General features: G+C 62.2%; 16 protein-coding genes. 4 read left to right on the top strand and 12 right to left on the bottom strand.

Annotated elements, in window-relative coordinates; genetic code table 11:
- Positions 1–124: 124 nt before the first annotated feature.
- The 7 genes from C4N04_RS16480 to C4N04_RS16450 all read right to left on the bottom strand — a co-directional run bounded on the left by C4N04_RS16480 (position 125) and on the right by C4N04_RS16450 (position 8,215).
- Entirely contained in the window at positions 125–1,975 is a 1,851-nt protein-coding gene (locus tag C4N04_RS16480) for a DUF2264 domain-containing protein (protein ID WP_106796534.1), read from the bottom strand.
- Between the two features lie 77 nt (positions 1,976–2,052).
- A complete protein-coding gene (locus C4N04_RS16475; protein ID WP_106796533.1) occupies positions 2,053–3,327 on the bottom strand; it encodes a sugar ABC transporter substrate-binding protein in 1,275 nt (424 codons plus the stop codon).
- Between the two features lie 35 nt (positions 3,328–3,362).
- Positions 3,363–4,076: a DUF624 domain-containing protein gene (locus C4N04_RS16470; RefSeq protein WP_106796532.1), complete on the bottom strand. Its 714-nt coding sequence runs from the start codon at positions 4,074–4,076 to the stop codon at positions 3,363–3,365.
- Positions 4,077–4,094: 18 nt separating this feature from the next.
- Positions 4,095–5,204 (bottom strand): sn-glycerol-3-phosphate ABC transporter ATP-binding protein UgpC, encoded by a 1,110-nt coding sequence (gene ugpC, locus C4N04_RS16465; RefSeq protein ID WP_106796531.1) that lies wholly within the window; start codon positions 5,202–5,204, stop codon positions 4,095–4,097.
- 15 nt (positions 5,205–5,219) lie between these two features.
- Positions 5,220–6,392: a glycoside hydrolase family 88 protein gene (locus C4N04_RS16460; RefSeq protein ID WP_077989077.1), complete on the bottom strand. Its 1,173-nt coding sequence runs from the start codon at positions 6,390–6,392 to the stop codon at positions 5,220–5,222.
- Between the two features lie 3 nt (positions 6,393–6,395).
- Positions 6,396–7,232, bottom strand: a complete 837-nt coding sequence (locus tag C4N04_RS16455) for a carbohydrate ABC transporter permease (protein WP_106796530.1) — start codon at positions 7,230–7,232, stop codon at positions 6,396–6,398.
- Positions 7,229–8,215, bottom strand: a complete 987-nt coding sequence (locus C4N04_RS16450; protein ID WP_009988994.1) for a sugar ABC transporter permease — start codon at positions 8,213–8,215, stop codon at positions 7,229–7,231. The genes C4N04_RS16455 and C4N04_RS16450 overlap by 4 nt, the downstream gene beginning before the upstream one ends.
- A 217-nt stretch (positions 8,216–8,432) precedes the next feature.
- On the opposite strand from C4N04_RS16450, the gene C4N04_RS16445 reads away from it, so the two are divergent.
- Together C4N04_RS16445 and C4N04_RS16440 are read left to right on the top strand one after the other, a co-directional pair.
- Positions 8,433–10,226: a heparinase II/III family protein gene (locus C4N04_RS16445; RefSeq protein WP_077989079.1), complete on the top strand. Its 1,794-nt coding sequence runs from the start codon at positions 8,433–8,435 to the stop codon at positions 10,224–10,226.
- A gap of 34 nt (positions 10,227–10,260) precedes the next feature.
- Entirely contained in the window at positions 10,261–11,109 is an 849-nt protein-coding gene (locus tag C4N04_RS16440; protein WP_077989080.1) for a carbohydrate-binding protein, read from the top strand.
- Here the strand turns inward: C4N04_RS16440 and C4N04_RS16435 are convergent.
- Together C4N04_RS16435 and C4N04_RS16430 are read right to left on the bottom strand one after the other, a co-directional pair.
- On the bottom strand, positions 11,104–12,114 hold the full coding sequence (locus tag C4N04_RS16435; protein ID WP_077989081.1) for a helix-turn-helix domain-containing protein: 1,011 nt from the start codon (positions 12,112–12,114) through the stop codon (positions 11,104–11,106). The two genes, C4N04_RS16440 and C4N04_RS16435, sit on opposite strands and share 6 nt — an antisense overlap.
- Complete coding sequence (locus tag C4N04_RS16430) at positions 12,111–12,677, bottom strand: isochorismatase family protein (protein WP_096763145.1); 567 nt, start codon at positions 12,675–12,677, stop codon at positions 12,111–12,113. Before C4N04_RS16430 ends, C4N04_RS16435 begins: the two co-directional genes overlap by 4 nt.
- 205 nt (positions 12,678–12,882) lie before the next feature.
- Between C4N04_RS16430 and C4N04_RS16425 the strand changes: the two genes are divergently transcribed.
- Together C4N04_RS16425 and C4N04_RS16420 are read left to right on the top strand one after the other, a co-directional pair.
- A complete protein-coding gene (locus tag C4N04_RS16425; protein ID WP_096763146.1) occupies positions 12,883–13,551 on the top strand; it encodes a response regulator in 669 nt (222 codons plus the stop codon).
- A complete protein-coding gene (locus tag C4N04_RS16420) occupies positions 13,541–14,941 on the top strand; it encodes a sensor histidine kinase (protein ID WP_077989084.1) in 1,401 nt (466 codons plus the stop codon). The genes C4N04_RS16425 and C4N04_RS16420 overlap by 11 nt, the downstream gene beginning before the upstream one ends.
- 308 nt (positions 14,942–15,249) lie before the next feature.
- On the opposite strand, the gene C4N04_RS16415 is transcribed toward C4N04_RS16420, so the two are convergent.
- The 3 genes from C4N04_RS16415 to C4N04_RS16405 all read right to left on the bottom strand — a co-directional run bounded on the left by C4N04_RS16415 (position 15,250) and on the right by C4N04_RS16405 (position 18,068).
- Positions 15,250–16,131: an ABC transporter permease gene (locus C4N04_RS16415; RefSeq protein ID WP_077989085.1), complete on the bottom strand. Its 882-nt coding sequence runs from the start codon at positions 16,129–16,131 to the stop codon at positions 15,250–15,252.
- 11 nt (positions 16,132–16,142) lie between these two features.
- Complete coding sequence (locus tag C4N04_RS16410; protein ID WP_040112544.1) at positions 16,143–16,961, bottom strand: ABC transporter ATP-binding protein; 819 nt, start codon at positions 16,959–16,961, stop codon at positions 16,143–16,145.
- A 93-nt stretch (positions 16,962–17,054) separates the two neighbouring features.
- Positions 17,055–18,068 carry an ABC transporter substrate-binding protein gene (locus C4N04_RS16405; protein WP_077989087.1) on the bottom strand — a complete coding sequence of 338 codons (1,014 nt, stop codon included), beginning with the start codon at positions 18,066–18,068 and terminating at the stop codon, positions 17,055–17,057.
- Positions 18,069–18,191: the final 123 nt, after the last annotated feature.

Here is an 18,191-nt window from a genome sequence, read left to right as displayed (position 1 = left end):
AATGGCCCGTTCCGAAGACACAGTCCACGACGCTTTGGCGCGGACCATAGAGACAATCAAACCAAACGAATGCGCAAACTACATCCGAAACGCAGGATATGGGTCAACCTAAATGCAAAACGGTCTAAAGCTCAAGGTCAAAGGCCGGCACGCGCACGCCGTTCTCACGGAAGTGCCGCTCCAGCTCGTCGATGTCGGGACTGGCCGGCGGATTGGCCAGCGCCTCTGCCCAGTTCTCGCGGCTGGGCAGGGCCATCGCCAAGGTGACGAGCACAGTGGTTCCCGGGCCGAGTTCGCCGCGCAGCTGCGGCAGCAGGGTTTTGGCGTGGATAAGGTTGGTGTTGGGGATCGCGCTGATCGTGTGGCCGGCCCTCGGACGGGATGACAGATCCACGATGGCGCTGACATCCGTCTGTCCGTTACAGACTGCCCGACCTTCCGCCTGTTCGGATCGATCGGCATTAAAATCGGCACGTTCGATCGCAAAGCCGCCTTCGATGGTGCTGAGCGCACGCGGCGTGGTTATGCGGTGAATGCGGATGTGCCAGGGGTTTGCGGGGATGAGCCATGTCTCGATGCTGACGTCCTGCCAGGGGCGCCAGCGCGAATAGAGCCGGTCGCCCGCTATCAGCGCTTCTTCAAGGGTTTCTCGCATTCGGAAATGAACGCCGTCATCGGAAAGGCCTAGCATGCCGTCGAAGCTGGCGGCGGCAAAGTTCCGGTCGTCGGCCTCGATGTTGAAGGCATAGCGGGTGGAGTAGGCGAATTTCGAATATTTCTCGTTTGCACCGCGCATCTTGTCGTGCTGCTGGCCGGAAGAGAGCACGACGACATTTCCCGGCGTGTGCATGGCGACCATGCCGGCCGGCTTCAAAGCCACCGGCTCCGAAAATTCCGGCTGCGGCGCCTCTTCTGCGGCCCAGAAGGGGTGATCGTGAGGAAGGGCGAGCGGCAGGAAGAATTTCAGCGCCCAATAAGGCGAGCCGGGAGAGTTATAGCTCTCGCTCATCAGAAGGTTCGGGTAGCCGTAGCCTATGGAGAGAATGCCATCGCGGTCGGCGATCGGCAGCGCCGACCACCAGCGGATATGGCGCATGTAATAACCTTTGATCTCGGCCCAGGGCAGCGCCTCGAGGCAGGCAAAGGCGAGCGCACCCCAGAAGCCGCCGGCGGCGAAGCGGTAGGTCTGGCTGCGGCCGAAGGCAAGGGCAGCGCCATCGGGGCCGAACCAGTGGCGGATATCCCGGGCGAAGATCTGAGCACGATCGCGGAAGCGCTGCTTGCGCGCTTCGTCGCCGCGCGCCAGCACGGCATAGATCAGGCCGTAGAAATGCATGGCGAAGGGGATGTAGTGATCGACCCGCCGGACCGGCCCGTCGCGATACCAGCCGTCGCCGAGATCGAAGGCTTCCAGTTCGTCGAGATAGGCGACGGTTTTGCTGTGGTCGAACGCCACGCCGACACGCTCCAGCCCGACATCGATGAGGACGCGGAAGAATTTCCAGTTGTTGTCGATGAATTCCAGGTTCCGCGCGGCGACAAGATAGGCGGAGACCGTCTTCTTCTCGTTGTCAGCAAGCGGCTCCCAGATATGTTCGGGCACCAGCGCCAGTGCAAAGCCGACGGCGGCAAGCTCGACCAGCCGCTGGTTGCGATCGGCGAGATCACCCCAATATTCGGGATGGGCGGGATTGGTGCCGTTTGCGAGCCCCTGCCGATAGAGATCCCAATGCGGGAAATGGCCGCCGCCGGCAGCAAGAGGAACGATGCCCCAGAGCGGCCGCGCAAATCCTTCCAGATCCGCCGCCGCCCGGTCGAAGATCGCACCGGCAGCACCGAGGCGCACACGTGCGCCGCCTTCGGAGAAATAGGGCAGGAGCGGTTTGAAGAGGTCGATGACGGCCTTGGCCAGATCGTCGCGCGTCTTCAGGGGATTGCCGGAAAGCGGGTTGGCCCTGCTGGGATCGTAGATCATTGTCTGCTCTGGTTTTTCTAAAACAGGGTCGGCCGCGGGCCATGTGCTGGTCCGCGGCCGCCGGTATCTCGCGAGACTTACTTGATGGCCTTCACGCCTTCGGTCATTTCCTTCAGCCCGTCGTCGACGGAGGTATTGTCGGTCATGATCGCATCATGGGCGCGGTTGAGCACGACCTCGATCTTGGCGGCGTTCGGATTGACCGCCATTTCCAGATAGGCTTTGGCCGGTATCAGCGCTTCCTTGCTGGCTTCATCCTGCGGGAAGCCGGGCGTCGACGCGATCTTGGCGCTGACGTCGGCGGTCTTCAGCGCCGGGAAGGTGCCGGTCGAGGCGACGACGGCGGCACCCTCGGGGCCGGTGACGAACTTGATGAAATCGAGCGCCGCTTCCTTGTGGGTGGAATTGGCGTTGACCGCCAGGCCCGAAATCTGCGCGGCGGTGGTGCCGGCCGGCACGCCATCGGGATGCGGGAACTTCACGATGCCCCAGTTCTTGCTCTTCGATTCACCCGATTTCACCTTGGCGATCTGAGTGCCGACGAACCAGGTGCCCATTGGCAGCATGCCGATCGTGCCGTTGAAGAAGAGCGCCGAATAATGCGTATTCGAGGTCTTCAGGAAGGCGTAGGAGGGGATGGCTCCATCCTTCTGAAGGGTGAGCGCGCGCTCGTACCAGGGCTTCAGGAAGGTGTAGTCCCCATCGACCAGCGTGTGTTTTCCGTCGAGAATGCCGGGCAGCTGAACGGTCGAACGCCAGGTATGCAGCAGCGCGCCATAGGTCTTGTTGGTGCCCATGCCGCCCGCGAGCTTCTCGGCGGTTGCGTCGAACTGCGCCCAGGTCATGTCGTTGGTGGGGTAGGGCACGCCGGCTTTGTCAAAGATGTCCTTGTTGTAATAGACGATCCAGAAGTCGGAGCGGAACGGCAGGGAATAGATCTTGCCGTCGACGGTCAGCTCTTCGATCAGGCCGCCATAGGGTGCCGGATCGATCTTCTGATCCTTCACGAAGCCGCTGAGATCGGCGATATTGCCGGCGCGCACCAGATTGGTATAGCCCGGCACGTCCTTGATGGTGACGATGTCGATATCCTTCGAGCCGCCGGTCAGCTGCGTCGAAATCATCTGCTGGTAATCCTGCGAGCCGAGATCCATCGGCTCGAACTTCACGTTCGGATGCTTGGCCTGGTAGGCCTCGATCAGCGGCTTGTAATAGGCTGTTTTGTCCCAGTCCCACAACGCCCATTTCAGCGTCACGGCGTCTTGAGCGAGCGCTGCGCCTGCTGTCGACGCGGCCAGAGTGAAACCTGCCACGGCAAGTTTCACCGTCCTCCCGAATTTGTCCAAATACATTCCTGTTCTCCTTCCCTGGATCGTCTCTGGATCAGTTATTTTATGAAGTGTCGGTGCGGCCGCATTGCCTCTGGCAGGTCCAGAACCAACACCACTGCCCGATGGACGCCGAATGCGACGGCGAACATTCCGAGTGAAAAATTGAAGGTCGCCGGCATGAACACGGAAACCGGATAGAAGAGGATGTGCACCAGCCACAGGCCAGCGTTGAAGGCGAGCGCGGCAAGCGCCGGCAGCGGGCGGGCGACGGAGGCGAGCGCGGCCAGGCGAAGGAGCCGCAGCGCCGGCAGGTCGCGCATGACCATCAGCACGACGAGATGGCAGGCGGTGACCGCAAGAAAGGCGGTGGCAACAAGCGCGACCGCCAGCGGCGCGGCGAGCATCAGGTTGTCACGCGCGCCGGCTGCATAGCTGAGGATTGCATAGATGCCGAGTGCGAGCACGCCCGTCAGCGCCAGACCCCAGGCGGTGGCCCGCCAGAAATAGCGCATGAATGCTTCGGTGAAATCACGCAGCAGATAGGTGTTGCGATCTTCGACGAAGGCCACCGAGACCCGGACCGTTGCGGCGAGTCCTGCCGGCAGCGTCACCACGAAGAGCGAGGCCAGGATGAACAGGATGTTGAGCTTGACCATCTCCCACCATTCGCGGGCGAGAATGTCGGCGAACAGGGCAAGGCCGGTCTTGACGGGCGCATCCTTCGGAATGCCCGGCCCCTCCTTTGTCCACATGTCCCGCAACCACTGCATGGCCGTTTCCCCAGGCGCTCAGTAGAGAATCGATCGTTCGGTTTCCTTGTCGAACAGCTGCGCATTGCTCATGTCGGCGACGAGCGTCGCCTCCTCGCCGATATCGGGCCGGAAGCGCGGCGATACGCGGGCGATGAGATTGCGCCCGCCGGCGACCATGTTCAGATGCACTTCCGAGCCCATCGGCTCGGCAAGCTCGACCACTGCCTTAACCGGCGCCAGATTTTCGGCCGGGATGTCGGCCGGCGGCAGTTCGTGGAAATTCTCCGGGCGGATGCCGAGCACCAGTTCGCGGCCCTCGTAAGGAGCGATCCTGCTCTTGTCGAAATGCTCAGGCAGCGGCAGCTCGCGGCCGTCGAAGATTGCGACATAGCGCTCGCCCCGGCGCTGAATGATCGAGGGCATCATGTTCATCTGCGGCGCGCCGATGAAGGCGGCGACGAACATGTTGACGGGGCGGTCGTAAAGGTTCTGCGGTGTGTCGACCTGCTGGATATGGCCGTCCTTCATGACGACGATGCGGTCGGCCATGGTCATGGCTTCCACCTGGTCGTGGGTGACGTAGATGAAGGTGGCGTTGAGGCGCTTGTGCAGCTTGGTGATTTCCGAGCGCATCGTGCCGCGCAGCTTGGCGTCGAGATTGGACAGCGGCTCGTCGAGCAGGAAGACGGCCGGGTTGCGCACCATGGCGCGGCCGAGCGCGACGCGCTGGCGCTGACCGCCCGAAAGCGCTTTCGGCTTGCGGTTCAGGAGATGGGTGATGTCGAGGATTTTGGCGGCGTCCTGCACCTGCTTGTCGATGAAATCGCGCGACACTTTGCGCAGCTGCAGACCGAAGGCCATGTTCTTGTAGACGGTCATATGCGGGTAGAGCGCATAGTTCTGGAAGACCATGGCGATATCCCGATCCTTGGAGGGGACGTCGTTCATGACATCGCCGCCGATCTTCAACTCTCCTCCCGAGATCTCCTCGAGGCCGGCGATCATCCTGAGCGTCGTCGATTTGCCGCAGCCGGAGGGGCCGACCAGGATGATGAATTCCTTGTCGGCAATTTCCAGATCGATATCGTGGACGACGGTGAGCGCGCCGTAGGTCTTGTTCAGGTCTTTGAGCGAAATGCTGGCCATCGGGTTCTCCTGACGTCACCAATAGGAAGACCAACGGCGCGAAAGGCGCGTCAAAGCTTCCATGTAATAATAATCTCCCCAGGAGACGCACTCATCGACGCCCTCGCCGCGGCAGGTGTTGAAGGGCGATTTCTTCGAATAGGTGGCGTGCAGCACCAGGCCGTTGGAGACGGTGGGATCCTTGACCGCATAATGATCGGCGAGGCTCTTCACCATGCGCCGCGCCAGCATGCGGTAGCGCTCGGCGGTATCGGCATCGATGAGATCGGCCATCTCAAGCAGGCCGCAGGCGGTGATCGAGGCGGACGAGCTGTCGCGCGGCTCGCCGTCGCCATCGGAAAAGACGAGATCCCAATAGGGCACCATGTCGGCCGGCAGCCGGTTGAGATAGAAGGCGAGCAGCCGGTCGAAGGTCTGGCGATATTCCTCGATCCGCTCATAGCGGTAGGAGATCGCCATGCCGGCGATGCCCCAGGCCTGCCCGCGCGCCCAGAAGCTGTCGTCCCGGTAGCCCTGCTTGGTGGCGCCGCGCACCGGCGCGCCGGTGACCGGGTCCATGTAGAAGGTGTGATAAGTGGAATCATCCGGCCGCACCGAATGGGCGAGCGTGGTGCGGGCGTGGGTGAGCGCGATCTCGCGGTATTTCGGGTCGCCCGTCTCGCTGCTAGCCCAGTAGAGGAGCGGCAGGTTCAAAAGGCAGTCGATGATGTAGCGGTATTCCTCCGCCTTGCCTTTATGGCCCCAGGCCTGGATGAACTGGCCGATCGGCTGGAAGCGCTCGATCAGTTGGTCGGCGGCCAGGATCGCGGCCCTGCGGCCGTCCGCGTCTCCGACGAGCTTCCAGGCAGCGATGCAGGAGGGCGAATAGAGAAAGCCCATATCGTGATGATCGGTTTCGATGCGGTTGACGATCCGATGCAGGAAGGACTGGACCTGGATCTGCGCGGCATGCCGGAACACCGGATCGCCGCTATGTTCGAAGGCGAGCCACATCTCGCCCGGCCAGAAACCGGCCGTCCATTGGTCGTTGGCAACGGCGGGATAGAAATTGTTGACGCTCGAATGGTTCTGCGCGGCGTAGGTGAATGTGGGAAGATTGCGCCTGACCTGCTCGACGGCAAGGTCGAGGGCGACCTTTACCTCTGCGTCGGTGATCGGCTGCGGGGCGACTGTTGAAACGGCATTCATGGCTTAACCCTTCAGTCCCGTCGAGGCGATGCCCTCGACAAAGAAGCGCTGCAGAGCGAGGAAGACGATAAGAACGGGTACGAGGGCGACGACGGAGGCCGCCATGATCAGCCCGTATTCGGCTGAATATTGCGAGATGAACATGCGCAGGCCGATCTGGACGGTCTTCAGCTCGGTCTTGGTGAGATAGATCATTGGCCCGAGGAAATCGTTCCAGGTGCTGACGAAGGTGAAGATCGTCAGCGTCGAGAGCGCGGGCTTGGAGAGCGGCAGCATGATGCGTGCCCAGATCTGATATTCGTTCATGCCGTCGATGCGCGCGGCCTCGCAGAGCTCTGTCGGGATCGACATGTAGAACTGCCGCATCAGGAAAACGCCGAAGGCGGTGAAGGCCTGCAGGCAGATCAGCGCCAGATGCGTGTTGTTGAGGCCGAACTCGCGCATCAGCAGAAATTGCGGCACCATATAAACCTGCCATGGCATGGCGATGGTGGCGATATAGCTGAGGAACAGCGTGTTCTTATAAGGGAAATTCAGCTTGGCGAAGGCGTAGGCGGCAAAGCTGGAGGTCAAGAGCTGCAGCAGCGTGACGATGATCGTCAGCTTCGAGGTGTTGTAGATGAAAAGGGCAAGCGGGATCTTCGTCCAGATATCGACGTAGTTCTGCCATTGCGGCTGCGACGGTATCCATTCGATCGGGAAGGCGAAAACGTCGCGGCTGAGCTTCAGCGATGCCGAGAGCATCCAGGCGAAGGGCATCAGCATTACCACCGTCACCGTGATGACAATGACATAGAGGAGGACCGTTTTGACGGTCACCTTGCGCCCGGCGATCCTCATGCCTCGTCCTCCCGCTGGCGGCGGAACTGGAAAATCGTGACCGCGAGCACAAGGAAGAACAGCACCAACGAAATCATGCTGGAATAGCCGAGATCCCAGGAAATGAAGGCCTCGTTATAGATGTGGTAGACGAGGACGAGCGTCGATGTGCCGGGGCCGCCCTGGGTGATCATGAAGATCTGATCGAACACCTTGAAGGACTGGATCGTCAGCATGACGGTGACGAAGAAGGTGGTCGGCCCGAGCTGCGGCACGGTGACATGGATGAACTTCTGCCAGGAATTGGCGCCGTCGAGATCGGCAGCCTCGTAGAGTTCGGAATTGATCCCCTGCAGGCCGGCCAGATAGATGACCATGTAATAGCCCATGTTCTTCCAGATGCCGAAGAGGATCACCGTCACCATCGCCCAGTGGCGGTCGGCCGCCCATCCCGGCATGTTCTTGGGGTCGAGGCCGAGCGTGTAGAGGATCATGTTCACCGGTCCCATCTCGGGATTGAAGATCATGTTCCAGACGACGGCGACGGCGACCAGCGAGGCGACATAGGGGAAGAACATTGCCGTGCGGAAGAAATTCCGCCCGGCGATCCTCTGGTTGAGGAGGACGGCGAGGCCGAGCGCGCAGAGCAGCGTCGCCGGCACCGAGGCGACCGTATAGATGATCGTGTTCCAGAAGGCGGCGACGAAGGCCTTGTCGTCGAACAGCCGCCAGAAATTATCCAGCCCGGCGAATGTGATCGCATTCGAGCCGTCCCAATGCATGAAGGCGAGTGCGAAGGCGAAGAGGATCGGGCCGAGCGTGAAGACGGCAAAACCGATGAAATTCGGCGCGATGAAGGAATAGGCGACCAGCGCGCTGCGGATCTTCCGCTGCCGCTTGGATAGAGCCGCGGCCTTCCGGCGTGGCGTTGCCGGGACGCCATCCCTAGCGATGACCGAATTCGATATGGACACCGATGCTTCCTCCTGGTCGGCATTCTGCAACTGGCGGCTTCTGGGCTTCTCTAGCCTAAAACGCAGAGCCGTTCGGGCGGATAGGTGCCGCCTGTTCTTCCTCCAGCCAAGGACATAGCACATCTCCGGTATTGGTCAAACAAGTTATGAATAGATCATACAAATTTTATGGCAAGCGCCAAAAACATATGATAGGTGGGGATGAAGGCCAGACGCCCGTCAATGTTTTTCCGGCGCGGGGAGGGATATGTTCAGCGAGATTTCAGGCGCGTTGCCGGACATCCTCGGCGATTTCACGCCGGGAGCCGTCTCCTCCGATCGCGAGAGATGGAAAGCGGTGCCGCAGGCCTTGCGGGATGTGGTCGTCCGCGACGCGGAAGCCACGCTTGCGCGAACATGGCCTCTGATCACCGCCTCGGATTACCGGGAATATACGGCCACGGGCAATCGCTCGCGCTTCGAGGAGCTTTATTTCACGCGGCGGCGGATGCTCAACGATCTGGTGCTGGGCGAACTTATCGAAGGCAACGGGCGGTTCCTGCCCGGGATCGTCGACGGCATCGTCCTGATCGCGGAAGAAAGCGGCTGGCAGCTGCCGGCGCACAATGCTTATGGGCGCGGCGGCCCGCGTCTGCCGCTGCCCGATACTTCACAACCGGTGATCGATCTCTTCGCCGCCGAAACGGCAGCCCTTCTGGCAACGATCGTCGCCTTGCTCGGCGATGCGCTCGACGGCATCAGCCCGGAGATTGCCGCGCGTGTGAACCGCGAGATTGAGGCCCGCATCCTGACGCCCTATCTCGGCCGGCATTTCTGGTGGATGGGCAGCGGCGACGAGCGGATGAACAACTGGACCGCCTGGATCACCCAGAACGTCCTGTTGGCCACCTTCTCGCTGAAGACCGATCAGCCGACGCGCCGCGCCGTTGCCGAAAAGGCGCTCGGCAGTCTCGATGCCTTCCTCAAGGACTACGCCGAGGACGGCGCCTGCGAGGAGGGCGTGGTCTATTACCGCCATGCCGCACTCTGCCTACACGGCGCGCTGACCGTGCTCGATCGTGTCGCGCCCGGCCTGTTCGACGGGATCTGGCGGCAGCCGAAGATCCGCAACATGGCCGAGTATATCGCCCACATGCATGTGGCCGGCCGCCATTATTTCAACTTCGCGGATTCCTCTGCCGTGGTCGAACCCTGCAGCGTGCGCGAATATCTGTTCGGCGAGGCGGTCGGCTCCGAAATGCTCGCGGCCTTCGCCGCAGCCGACCGGGCGGCGGCCGAGAGACCGCATCTGCCGGAGGAATGGAACCTCTGGTATCGCGTGCAGGAGCTGCTGACCGGCCCCGCAATTCCGAAGGTCGAGGCGAATCCTGTGTCCAAGCGGGATATCTTCTATCCCGGCATCGGCCTGTTCATCGCCCGCGACGGGCAGTTTTCGCTTGCCGTCAAGGGCGGCAACAATGGCGAAGGCCACAATCACAACGATGTCGGCAGCATGACGCTCTACAAGAACGGACGCCCGTTCCTGATCGATGTCGGCGTCGAGACCTATACCTCCAAGACCTTCTCGCTTGGGCGTTACGAGATCTGGACGATGCAGTCGGCCTATCACAACCTGCCGACTTTCTCCGGCATCATGCAGGCCGCCGGGGAAGCCTTCGGCGCCAGGGATGTAGAGGTCGAATTCGGCGAGGAGTGTGCGCGCATATCCCTCGATATTGCAGGCGCCTATCCAGAGGAAGCGCAACTGCGCAGCTATCGCCGCACAGTCTCCTTGCTGCGCGGGCGCCATGTCGAGATCGTCGACACCCAAGACGGCGACCGGCCGGCTGTCCTGTCGCTGATGACGTGCCTCGCGCCGACCGTCAACTCCGACAGAATAGATCTCGCCGATCTCGGCAACATTTTTGTCGAGGGCGCCGGCGAAATCGAAGTCGATGAGATCGAGGTCAATGACATCAGGCTGAGATCGGCCTGGCCCGAGCAGCTCTACCGGCTGCGTCTGCCGCTCGCCGGCAATCGCCTGAAATTGCAGATCAATTAGAGAGTTAGAGCATGATGTCCTCCGGAGGTCGAGCATGGAATTGACGCTGAAGATCGTGGATGCCGACGGGTTCGTGCGGGCAAGCGCCACCGGGCGGGACGAGACCTTTCTGGTCTATCGCCAGGATTATCGCGAGGGCGACTGTGTCGTCGTCGAAGCTTCCGAACCCGGGCATCTCTTTCTCGCCTTGGACAGCGCGATCCAGCCCGGTTTTGTCTACATTAGGGAAAGCGCCTACTCGCTCGCCGTGCCTTTCGACGATAAGCGCAAGTCCTATTCGCCGAATGCCTTCAAGGGGGACATCCACCGGCTTTCAGCGAGAAAGGCGCGGCCCGACGAACTCGCGCAGCGGCGCAATCTCGCTCTGAACCCCTGGGACGACCACGCCAATCGGGCGCTCTTCCCGCATGCGCGGGCCAATGTCGAGACCCGCGGCGAAGCGGTCTTTGCGGCGCGCAATGCGATCGACGGGGAAAAGGCCAACGATAATCACGGATTCTGGCCCTATACGAGTTGGGGCATCAATCGCGACCCCGAAGCGACTCTGACGGTGGAGTTCGGTAGGCCCGTCCGGATTGATGAGATCGTCTTCTACCTCAGGGCCGATTTCCCGCATGATTCCTGGTGGGAGCAGGCGAGCGTCACCTTCTCGAACGGCAAGACCCGCTCCTTTTCGTTGACAAAAACCGGCGCCGCGCAATGTTTTTCCATCGAGCCCTACATCGTCGAATGGGTGGAGCTGCACGGCTTGGTTAAGGCCGAGGACGGTTCGCCTTTTCCGGCGCTGACGCAGATCGAAATCTGGGGAGCAGAGGCGTTGGGCGCCGCAGCCGTCGCTGCCGAAGATCAGACCGGTCACGCCGCTCTTTCTGTTCCTCTATGAACCCAAGGCCGGCCTCGGCCGCGCTGCGCTCGGCGGGCTGTCGTACAGACGGTTCCACGCTCGGCGCAGCTGCCGGGCCGAGCCGAAGCCTGAGCGCATTGCCACAGCCTCCATATCCAGCCGTGAACCGGCGAGCATTTCGCGGGCAAGCGCCACGCGCATGCGGTTGACGAAATCCGTGACGCTCATGCCGGTCTGCTCGTTGAACAGCCGCGAGAGGTTCCGCGGACTGGCACCGCTGAGGTGCGCAAGCGAGGCGACCGACCAGTCGCGAGTGGGATCGGCGGCGACGGCATCCTGTGCACGATGAATGACCGGATGGATATGGTTACGGCCTTCGAGCCAGGGCGAAAGCTGCGGGTCCGAGCCGGCGCGCCTGAGATAGACGACGAGATATCGCGCCACCGCAAGCGCGCACGCATGTCCCGCCGCTTCGGCGACGATATACAGCATGAGATCAATGCCGGCGGTGATGCCGGCGCTCGTCAGGCGCTCTCCATCCTCAACATAGAGGCGGTTGTCCCGGATGCGCGCGGTAGGCGCGAGTCTGGCCAGGTCTTCCATGCAGCCGTGATGGGTGGTGCATTCGCGGCCATCGAGCATTCCGGCCTCGGCGGCGAGCAGGGCGCCGGAGCAGATCGAGACCAATCGAACTCCCGGACGGATGCCGCGCTTCAGCCATGCGACGATGGCGGCCTGCGCGGCGCGCTCCTGCCCGTCCCAGGGACGGTTGTTCTCCATCGGCGCGTCGGCGCTGCCCGCGATGACCACGAGCGCCCGATCGGGCAAGCGCTCCGGCAGGGTGGCGACGCCGGTGACGGAAAGGCCGATCGAGCTGCCGACCGTTGCCGAAGGGCCGATATAGGTGACGCTGAAGCGCACCGCCTGCTGTTCGAGATTGGCCTTGCGCAGCACTTCGATCGGACCGGCGACGTCGAGCAGCAGCACGCGCGGCGGCACGACGACGAAAACGGGAATCTCGAAGGGCTGCGCGACTTCCGTCATGCGGCGAGTTGCTCAGCGCGCCCCGCCAGCGCCTGTTCGACGGTTGAGATCCTTGCGAAACGGCCCGACAGGACCAGTTCCGTGCGGCCGCGTATTTCCCCGGCGCTCCAGGTGCGTCCCGCCGCGTCGGTCATCGGGAAAGTCAGCGTCGCTTCGCCGACATAATCGACCTGATAGCCGAGATCCGATGCGTGGCGGGTCGTGGTCTCGCAGCACTGTTCGGTGCGGATGCCCGAGACGATGATGCGACGGACGCCGTTCTCGGTCAGCCAGACGTCGAGACCGGAGCCGACGAGCGCGCTGTGACGGCTCTTTTTGAAGGTCACGTCGGGGGCGATCCTCAGCGGAGCGAGCGTCCTGACGAAGCCCCAGCTTTCCGAAAACGGCCCGCTTCCATCGACATGGAAGATCTGAACGACGGGTATCCCGCTTGCCGCCGCGCCATCGATCAGAGCCTGCTGGCGATCGATATAGGCGGATGCGAGGCTTTCATCCCAATAATCGCGCTGCCGGAAGGACTCCTGAGCGTCGATGACGAGAAGTATGGTTTCATGGCCGGACATTTCTTGCTCCGTGGATGTTGATCATGAAGCCATATTCGGTGATCCCTGGACAGAGGAAAATGCACGCGTCGGACAAATAGCGGACACTTCGCGCCAACTAAGGCGGAAGGCAGCCCGATGCCGCGAACGGTGGACGCGATCGAATGTTGCCGCCCTTCCATGCGCCCGCTTCCGCGAGCCCCTCCGCACGTGCTAAGGGGATTGGATGCGACTGCTTGTGGTGGAGGACAACAAGGAACTGGCGGCCTGGCTGGGCAAAGCCCTGCGGCAGGCGCAATATACGATCGACATTGCCTATGACGGCGAAGACGCGGAGCATCTGCTCAAGGTGGCGGAATATTCGGCGATGATCCTCGACCTTTCGCTGCCGAAGCTCGACGGATTGACGCTCCTGAAGCGGCTGAGACAATCAGGCAACAAGCTCCCGGTCATCATCCTGACCGCCAATGCGAGCCTCGACGGCCGCGTGGCCGGGCTCGACAGCGGCGCCGACGATTACCTCGCCAAGCCCTTCGAAATCGCCGAACTCGAAGCCAGGATCCGCGCGGTGGTGCGCCGCGGGCAGGACCGGGCCTCGTCGGAAATCACCGTCGGAAACCTGCGTTTTTCCGGCGGCACACGGCAGTTCTTCGTCGAGGGCGAGCCGCTGCAATTGACGCCGCGCGAATATGCGGTTCTCGAGCAGCTGGTTATGAAGCTCGGCAACACGGTCTCGAAGGCCGCCCTGTCGGAAAGCGTCTTCGGTTTCGATGACGAGGCGGATCCGAGCGCCATCGAAATCTATGTCCATAGGCTTCGAAAGAAGCTCGAGGCCAGCTCCGTGCAAATCGCGACGTTGCGCGGCCTCGGCTATCTCCTCAGACATGTTCAGTAGCGTCTACAGCAAAATCGGCGCCGCCTTCGGCCGGCTCAGCCAGAGCCTCAGGGTGCAGTTGCTTTTCCTGGTGCTGCTGACGCTATTCGGCGCGATCGGCTTCAATCTCTACGACAGCTTTTGGTCGGCCGACGCGACAGCGAGACTGGTGACGGACCGCACGCTTCTGGCCTCGGCCCGCGTCATTGCCGAGGCGGTGCGCGTCGACGAGGGCGGCAATGTCCAGGTCGATGTGCCGCCCGCAGCGCTCGAGATGTTCGATACGGGGTTCGGCGACCGCGTTTTTTACCAGGTGACCACCGTGTGGGGCAATCTGGTGAGCGGCTTTCCCGATTTGCCGCTGCCGGCCGCTCAGCGTGTCGGCGAGGACCACGCCTTCCATGGTGCCGATGTGCGCGTGCTGATGCTCGACCATCCCGTCGTCGGGCTTCCCAATGACGGCACGATTTCCGTGACCGTCGCGGTGACGCATAAGAGCCAATATGCGATGCGAAGGCAGCTCTGGCTGTCGGATTTTTCGAAGCAGTTCGTGCTGGTCTTCTTGGCGAGCCTGGTAACCATTCTTGGGCTGCAGCGCGGCCTTGCGCCGGCCCTCAGGCTGCGCGACGCGGTGCGAGAGCGCGGCCGCAACCGTTTTGATCCGCTGCCGCCGGAGATGGTTCAGAGCGAGCTGCGCCCACTCGTCCATGCGTTGAACGACCATATGCAGCGCGTCCAGAGCCAGATGGCGGCGCAGCGGCGGTTCGTATCGAATGCAGCGCATCAGCTCAGAACGCCGCTCGCGCTGATTTCGACGCAGGCGAGCGTGGCTGCCCGCGAAGGCGATGCGGTTCGCCGCGACGAGGCGCTGGTGGCGCTTCGCACGAGCACCCGGCAGATTTCGCGCCTCGCCGGCCAGCTCCTGACCTTGTCGCGGGCCGAGCCCGGCAGCCGGCGCCCGCGTGGCGACGTGACCGATCTCAGCAAGGCCGCCCGCGAGATATTGGAAGCGCATGCCGAAGAGGCGCTGAAGCGCAACATCGATGTCGGCCTGGAAGCGGACGGCCCCGTCATCGTCGAGGGCGACGGCACGATGCTGCGCGAAATGCTGGTCAACCTCATCGACAATGCAATCCGCTACAGCGGCGCGGATGGACGGGTGACCGTCTCGGTCGGACAGGCGGACGGAAGTGCAGTCGTGACCGTGGAGGACAGTGGTCTGGGCATTCCCGAGAGTGAGCGCGACCATGTCTTTGAACGCTTCTACCGGATCATGGGAACCGAAAGCGAGGGAAGCGGCCTCGGGCTTGCGATCGTTCGCGAGGTCGTCGAAGGCGCCGGAGGTTGGGTGTCGCTCGGCGATGCGGAAGGCGGCGGTCTCATTGTGACGGTGCGGCTGCCGCTTGCTTAGATCGGAGAGGTATCAAACGAAAGCCGGGCTTGTGTCGCGGCTGTCCGGTTCGAACCTCATGGCTGCCCCTCACCCTAACCCTCTTCCCGTAAACGGGGCGAGGGGACTTGCCCTGCGAGAGAGTGACAGGGAATGGAGAGGTCGCGGCATCTTCCCTTCTCCCCGCAGGCGGGGAGAAGGTGGCGGCAGCCGGATGAGGGGCAGGCGCCAGACGAAGCGGGCAGAGACGAGCCTTGCCATCAAAAAACGAAGACCGGGCTTCACGCCCGGCCTTCATTTCGATCTGCCTTGGGAGGAGGCCGATCCGATTACTGCGTATCGAGCTGCTGCTGCGGCCGCCAATTCGCCAGGCGGTTCTCGATCAGCGTCATGATGTATTCGGCAACGAGTGTCACGACCATGACGAGGAGGATTGCAGCGAACATGCCGGCCGCGTCGAAGGTGCCCTTGGCGATCGAGATCAACTGGCCGATGCCGAAGCGGGCGCCGACGAATTCGCCGACGATCGCGCCGATGATCGCAAAGCCGAAGGAGACGTGCAGGCTGGCGAAGATCCAGCTCATCGCCGAGGGAATGACCACGGTGCGGGTCACCTGCCAGTCAGAGGCGCCGAGGATGCGGGCATTGGCGATCATGTTGCGGTCGGCCTCGCGCACACCCTGGAAGGCGTTGGCAAAGACGACGAAGAACACCATGATGAAGGCGAGCGCCACCTTGGACGGCAGGCCGAGGCCCATGATCATGATGAAGATCGGCGCGAGAACGACGCGGGGGATCGAGTTGATCGCCTTGATGTAGACAGAGAAGATATCCGACAGGAACCGGTTGCGGCCGAGGCCGATGCCGACGAAGACGCCGGTGATCGAGCCGGCGAAGAAGCCGATCAGCGCCTCTTCCATCGTTACCCAGAGATTGTACCAGAGCGACCCCTCGGTGGTGCCTTCGGTTGCCCATTCGTAGAGACGCTCGAGAACGCCGCTCGGGCTCGAATAGAAGAACGGGTCGATCCATTGCAGGCGGGAGGAGAGCTCCCACATGCCGATCACGAAGACCAGAATGGCGATCTGCCAGAAGCGCACCAGCGTGTTGCGCCGGCGCATCGCCTTCAATGCGGTGGCTTCGATCTCGGCATCGGATGTGCCCGGACGGAAGAGAGCGGCCGAACCGGCCTCGAATGTGATGTTTGCCATGAGATCCTCCCTCAGGCCGCTTCGCTTGCGCGGCGGTAGCTGGTCTCGACCTCTTCGCGCAGGTCTTCCCAGATCGTCTTGCAGTAATCGATGAAGCTCTGCTCGTAGCGAATTTCCGAGACGATGCGCGGCCGGGGCAGATCGATGGTATAGACGGACTTGACCGTGGCCGGGCCGGCGGTCAGCACATAGACCTTGTCGGCAAGGGCGACTGCCTCTTCGAGGTCGTGGGTGACGAACACCACCGAGGCTTTGCGCTCCGCCCAGAGCTTCAGGAGTTCCTCGTGCATGACGGTGCGGGTCTGCACGTCGAGCGCCGAGAAGGGTTCATCCATCAGCAGGATTTCAGGTTCGTTGATGAAGGTCTGTGCCAGCGAGACGCGCTTGCGCATGCCGCCGGAGAGCTGATGGGGATAGTGGTGCAGGAATTTCGAAAGGCCGACGCGCGCCAGCCAGTCCCGGGCGCTCTTTTCCGCCTCTGTGTGTGATTTACCGCGAAACAGCGGCCCGGCCATGACGTTGTCGATGACATTCTTCCAGGGAAAGAGCGCGTCGGTCTGGAACGCGAAGCCGACACGCGGGTCGATGCCGGTGATCGGCCCGCCCATCAGCCGGACTTCGCCGGCGGAGGGGCGTGCGAGGCCCGTTACGAGATTGAGCGTCGTCGATTTGCCGCATCCTGTGGGGCCGACGACGGCGACGAACTCGCCGCGGGCGACCGTCATGTTGAAATCGCGCAGTGCGGTGAGCGACTTGCCGGTCGGCGAGACGAAGCGGCGGCTGACATTGATCAGCTCGATCGCCGGGATCTGAGTGTTGTCCTGTTGCATGGTGATACCTGAGGCGTGCTTGAGGGCGCGCACGCAATGCCCTGATCGAACGGAGGCCGCTCCCGCTTGGGAGCCGGGAGCGGCGCGACTGACTTACTTGACGTTCTTGACGAATTCCGTCGTGTAGGTCTTGGAAAGGTCGATCTGCTTGCCCTTGACGTTCTTGGAGAACTCCGACAGCACGGCAAGCACGGTCTTCGGACCATCTTCCGGCATGACGCCGTCGGGCGTGAACATGCCTTTGCTCTCTTCGAGAGCCTTGATATAGCCGTCCTTGTCGCCGACGTAGAAATCCTTCGGCATCTTGTCGGCAATTTCGGCGGCCGAATGCGTGTTGATGTATTTCAGCGTTTTGACGAAGGCGTTGGCGAGCTTCTGCGCCTCTTCCTTGTGTTCCTCGACCCAGGACGTTTCCATGTAGAGCGAGGCGGCCGGATAGGTGCCTCCGAGCGCCTGACGGGTCGCTTCAACCGTGCGCATGTCGACGAGAACGCTCGCTTCGCCGGTCTTGATCATGCGCGAGATCGTCGGCTCCGTCGTCATGCCGGCGTGGATCTGGTCCTGCTGCATGGCGGCGATGAAGGTGCCGCCGGCGCCGACCGGAATGGTGACGACGTCGCCGGGCTTCAGGCCGGCCTTCGAGGCCATGAAGAGGGTCAGGAAATTCGTGGACGAGCCGAGACCGGTGACGCCGAGGCTCTTGCCCTTGAAGTCGGCCGGCGACTTGATCTCCGGATGCTTGCTCGACACCATTTCGACTTCGCCCGGCGCCTGGCTGAACTGGACGATGGATTCGACGAACTTGCCCTTGGCCTGGAGATCCACACAGTGGTCGTAGAAGCCGACGACACCCTGGACGGCGCCTGCCAGCAGCTGGTTTTCGGCATCGACGCCGGCCGCTTCGTTCAGGAGCTCGACATCGAGACCCTCGTCCTTGAAGTAGCCGAGGGATTCGGCGAGCTTGGCGGGCAGATATATCTGCTTTTCATAGCCGCCGACCATGATGGTGATCTTGTCGGCCGCATGGGCGGCGCTGGTGGTCAGCGATGCCGCGGCCATGAGGGCGGAAAAAGCGACGGTGTGCAAAAGGCTGCGTGAAGAACGCATGGAAAACTCCTCCTAGTGGTTTACCCGCATCGTCGTCTCGCCACCTTTGACCCGTGTCTCCTCCACGATGCTGCCCTTTCCTATGACGCCGAAGCTTTCAACTAGCTTTCAGCCGCAGGCGGG

Origin of the sequence: Rhizobium sp. H4 (assembly GCF_003013335.1) — a bacterium.
Lineage (GTDB): Bacteria > Pseudomonadota > Alphaproteobacteria > Rhizobiales > Rhizobiaceae > Rhizobium > Rhizobium sophoriradicis.
This window is presented reverse-complemented; position numbering and strand designations above follow the sequence as displayed.

Bases quoted from the DNA above. Each gene is read 5' to 3' on its own strand.
- C4N04_RS16480 (WP_106796534.1), bottom strand. From the start codon at position 1,975: ATGATCTACGATCCCAGCAGGGCCAACCCGCTTTCCGGCAATCCCCTG.
- C4N04_RS16475 (WP_106796533.1), bottom strand. From the start codon at position 3,327: ATGTATTTGGACAAATTCGGGAGGACGGTGAAACTTGCCGTGGCAGGT.
- C4N04_RS16470 (WP_106796532.1), bottom strand. From the start codon at position 4,076: ATGCAGTGGTTGCGGGACATGTGGACAAAGGAGGGGCCGGGCATTCCG.
- ugpC (WP_106796531.1), bottom strand. From the start codon at position 5,204: ATGGCCAGCATTTCGCTCAAAGACCTGAACAAGACCTACGGCGCGCTC.
- C4N04_RS16460 (WP_077989077.1), bottom strand. From the start codon at position 6,392: ATGAATGCCGTTTCAACAGTCGCCCCGCAGCCGATCACCGACGCAGAG.
- C4N04_RS16455 (WP_106796530.1), bottom strand. From the start codon at position 7,232: ATGAGGATCGCCGGGCGCAAGGTGACCGTCAAAACGGTCCTCCTCTAT.
- C4N04_RS16445 (WP_077989079.1), top strand. From the start codon at position 8,433: ATGTTCAGCGAGATTTCAGGCGCGTTGCCGGACATCCTCGGCGATTTC.
- C4N04_RS16440 (WP_077989080.1), top strand. From the start codon at position 10,261: ATGGAATTGACGCTGAAGATCGTGGATGCCGACGGGTTCGTGCGGGCA.
- C4N04_RS16435 (WP_077989081.1), bottom strand. From the start codon at position 12,114: ATGACGGAAGTCGCGCAGCCCTTCGAGATTCCCGTTTTCGTCGTCGTG.
- C4N04_RS16430 (WP_096763145.1), bottom strand. From the start codon at position 12,677: ATGTCCGGCCATGAAACCATACTTCTCGTCATCGACGCTCAGGAGTCC.
- C4N04_RS16425 (WP_096763146.1), top strand. From the start codon at position 12,883: ATGCGACTGCTTGTGGTGGAGGACAACAAGGAACTGGCGGCCTGGCTG.
- C4N04_RS16420 (WP_077989084.1), top strand. From the start codon at position 13,541: ATGTTCAGTAGCGTCTACAGCAAAATCGGCGCCGCCTTCGGCCGGCTC.
- C4N04_RS16415 (WP_077989085.1), bottom strand. From the start codon at position 16,131: ATGGCAAACATCACATTCGAGGCCGGTTCGGCCGCTCTCTTCCGTCCG.
- C4N04_RS16410 (WP_040112544.1), bottom strand. From the start codon at position 16,961: ATGCAACAGGACAACACTCAGATCCCGGCGATCGAGCTGATCAATGTC.
- C4N04_RS16405 (WP_077989087.1), bottom strand. From the start codon at position 18,068: ATGCGTTCTTCACGCAGCCTTTTGCACACCGTCGCTTTTTCCGCCCTC.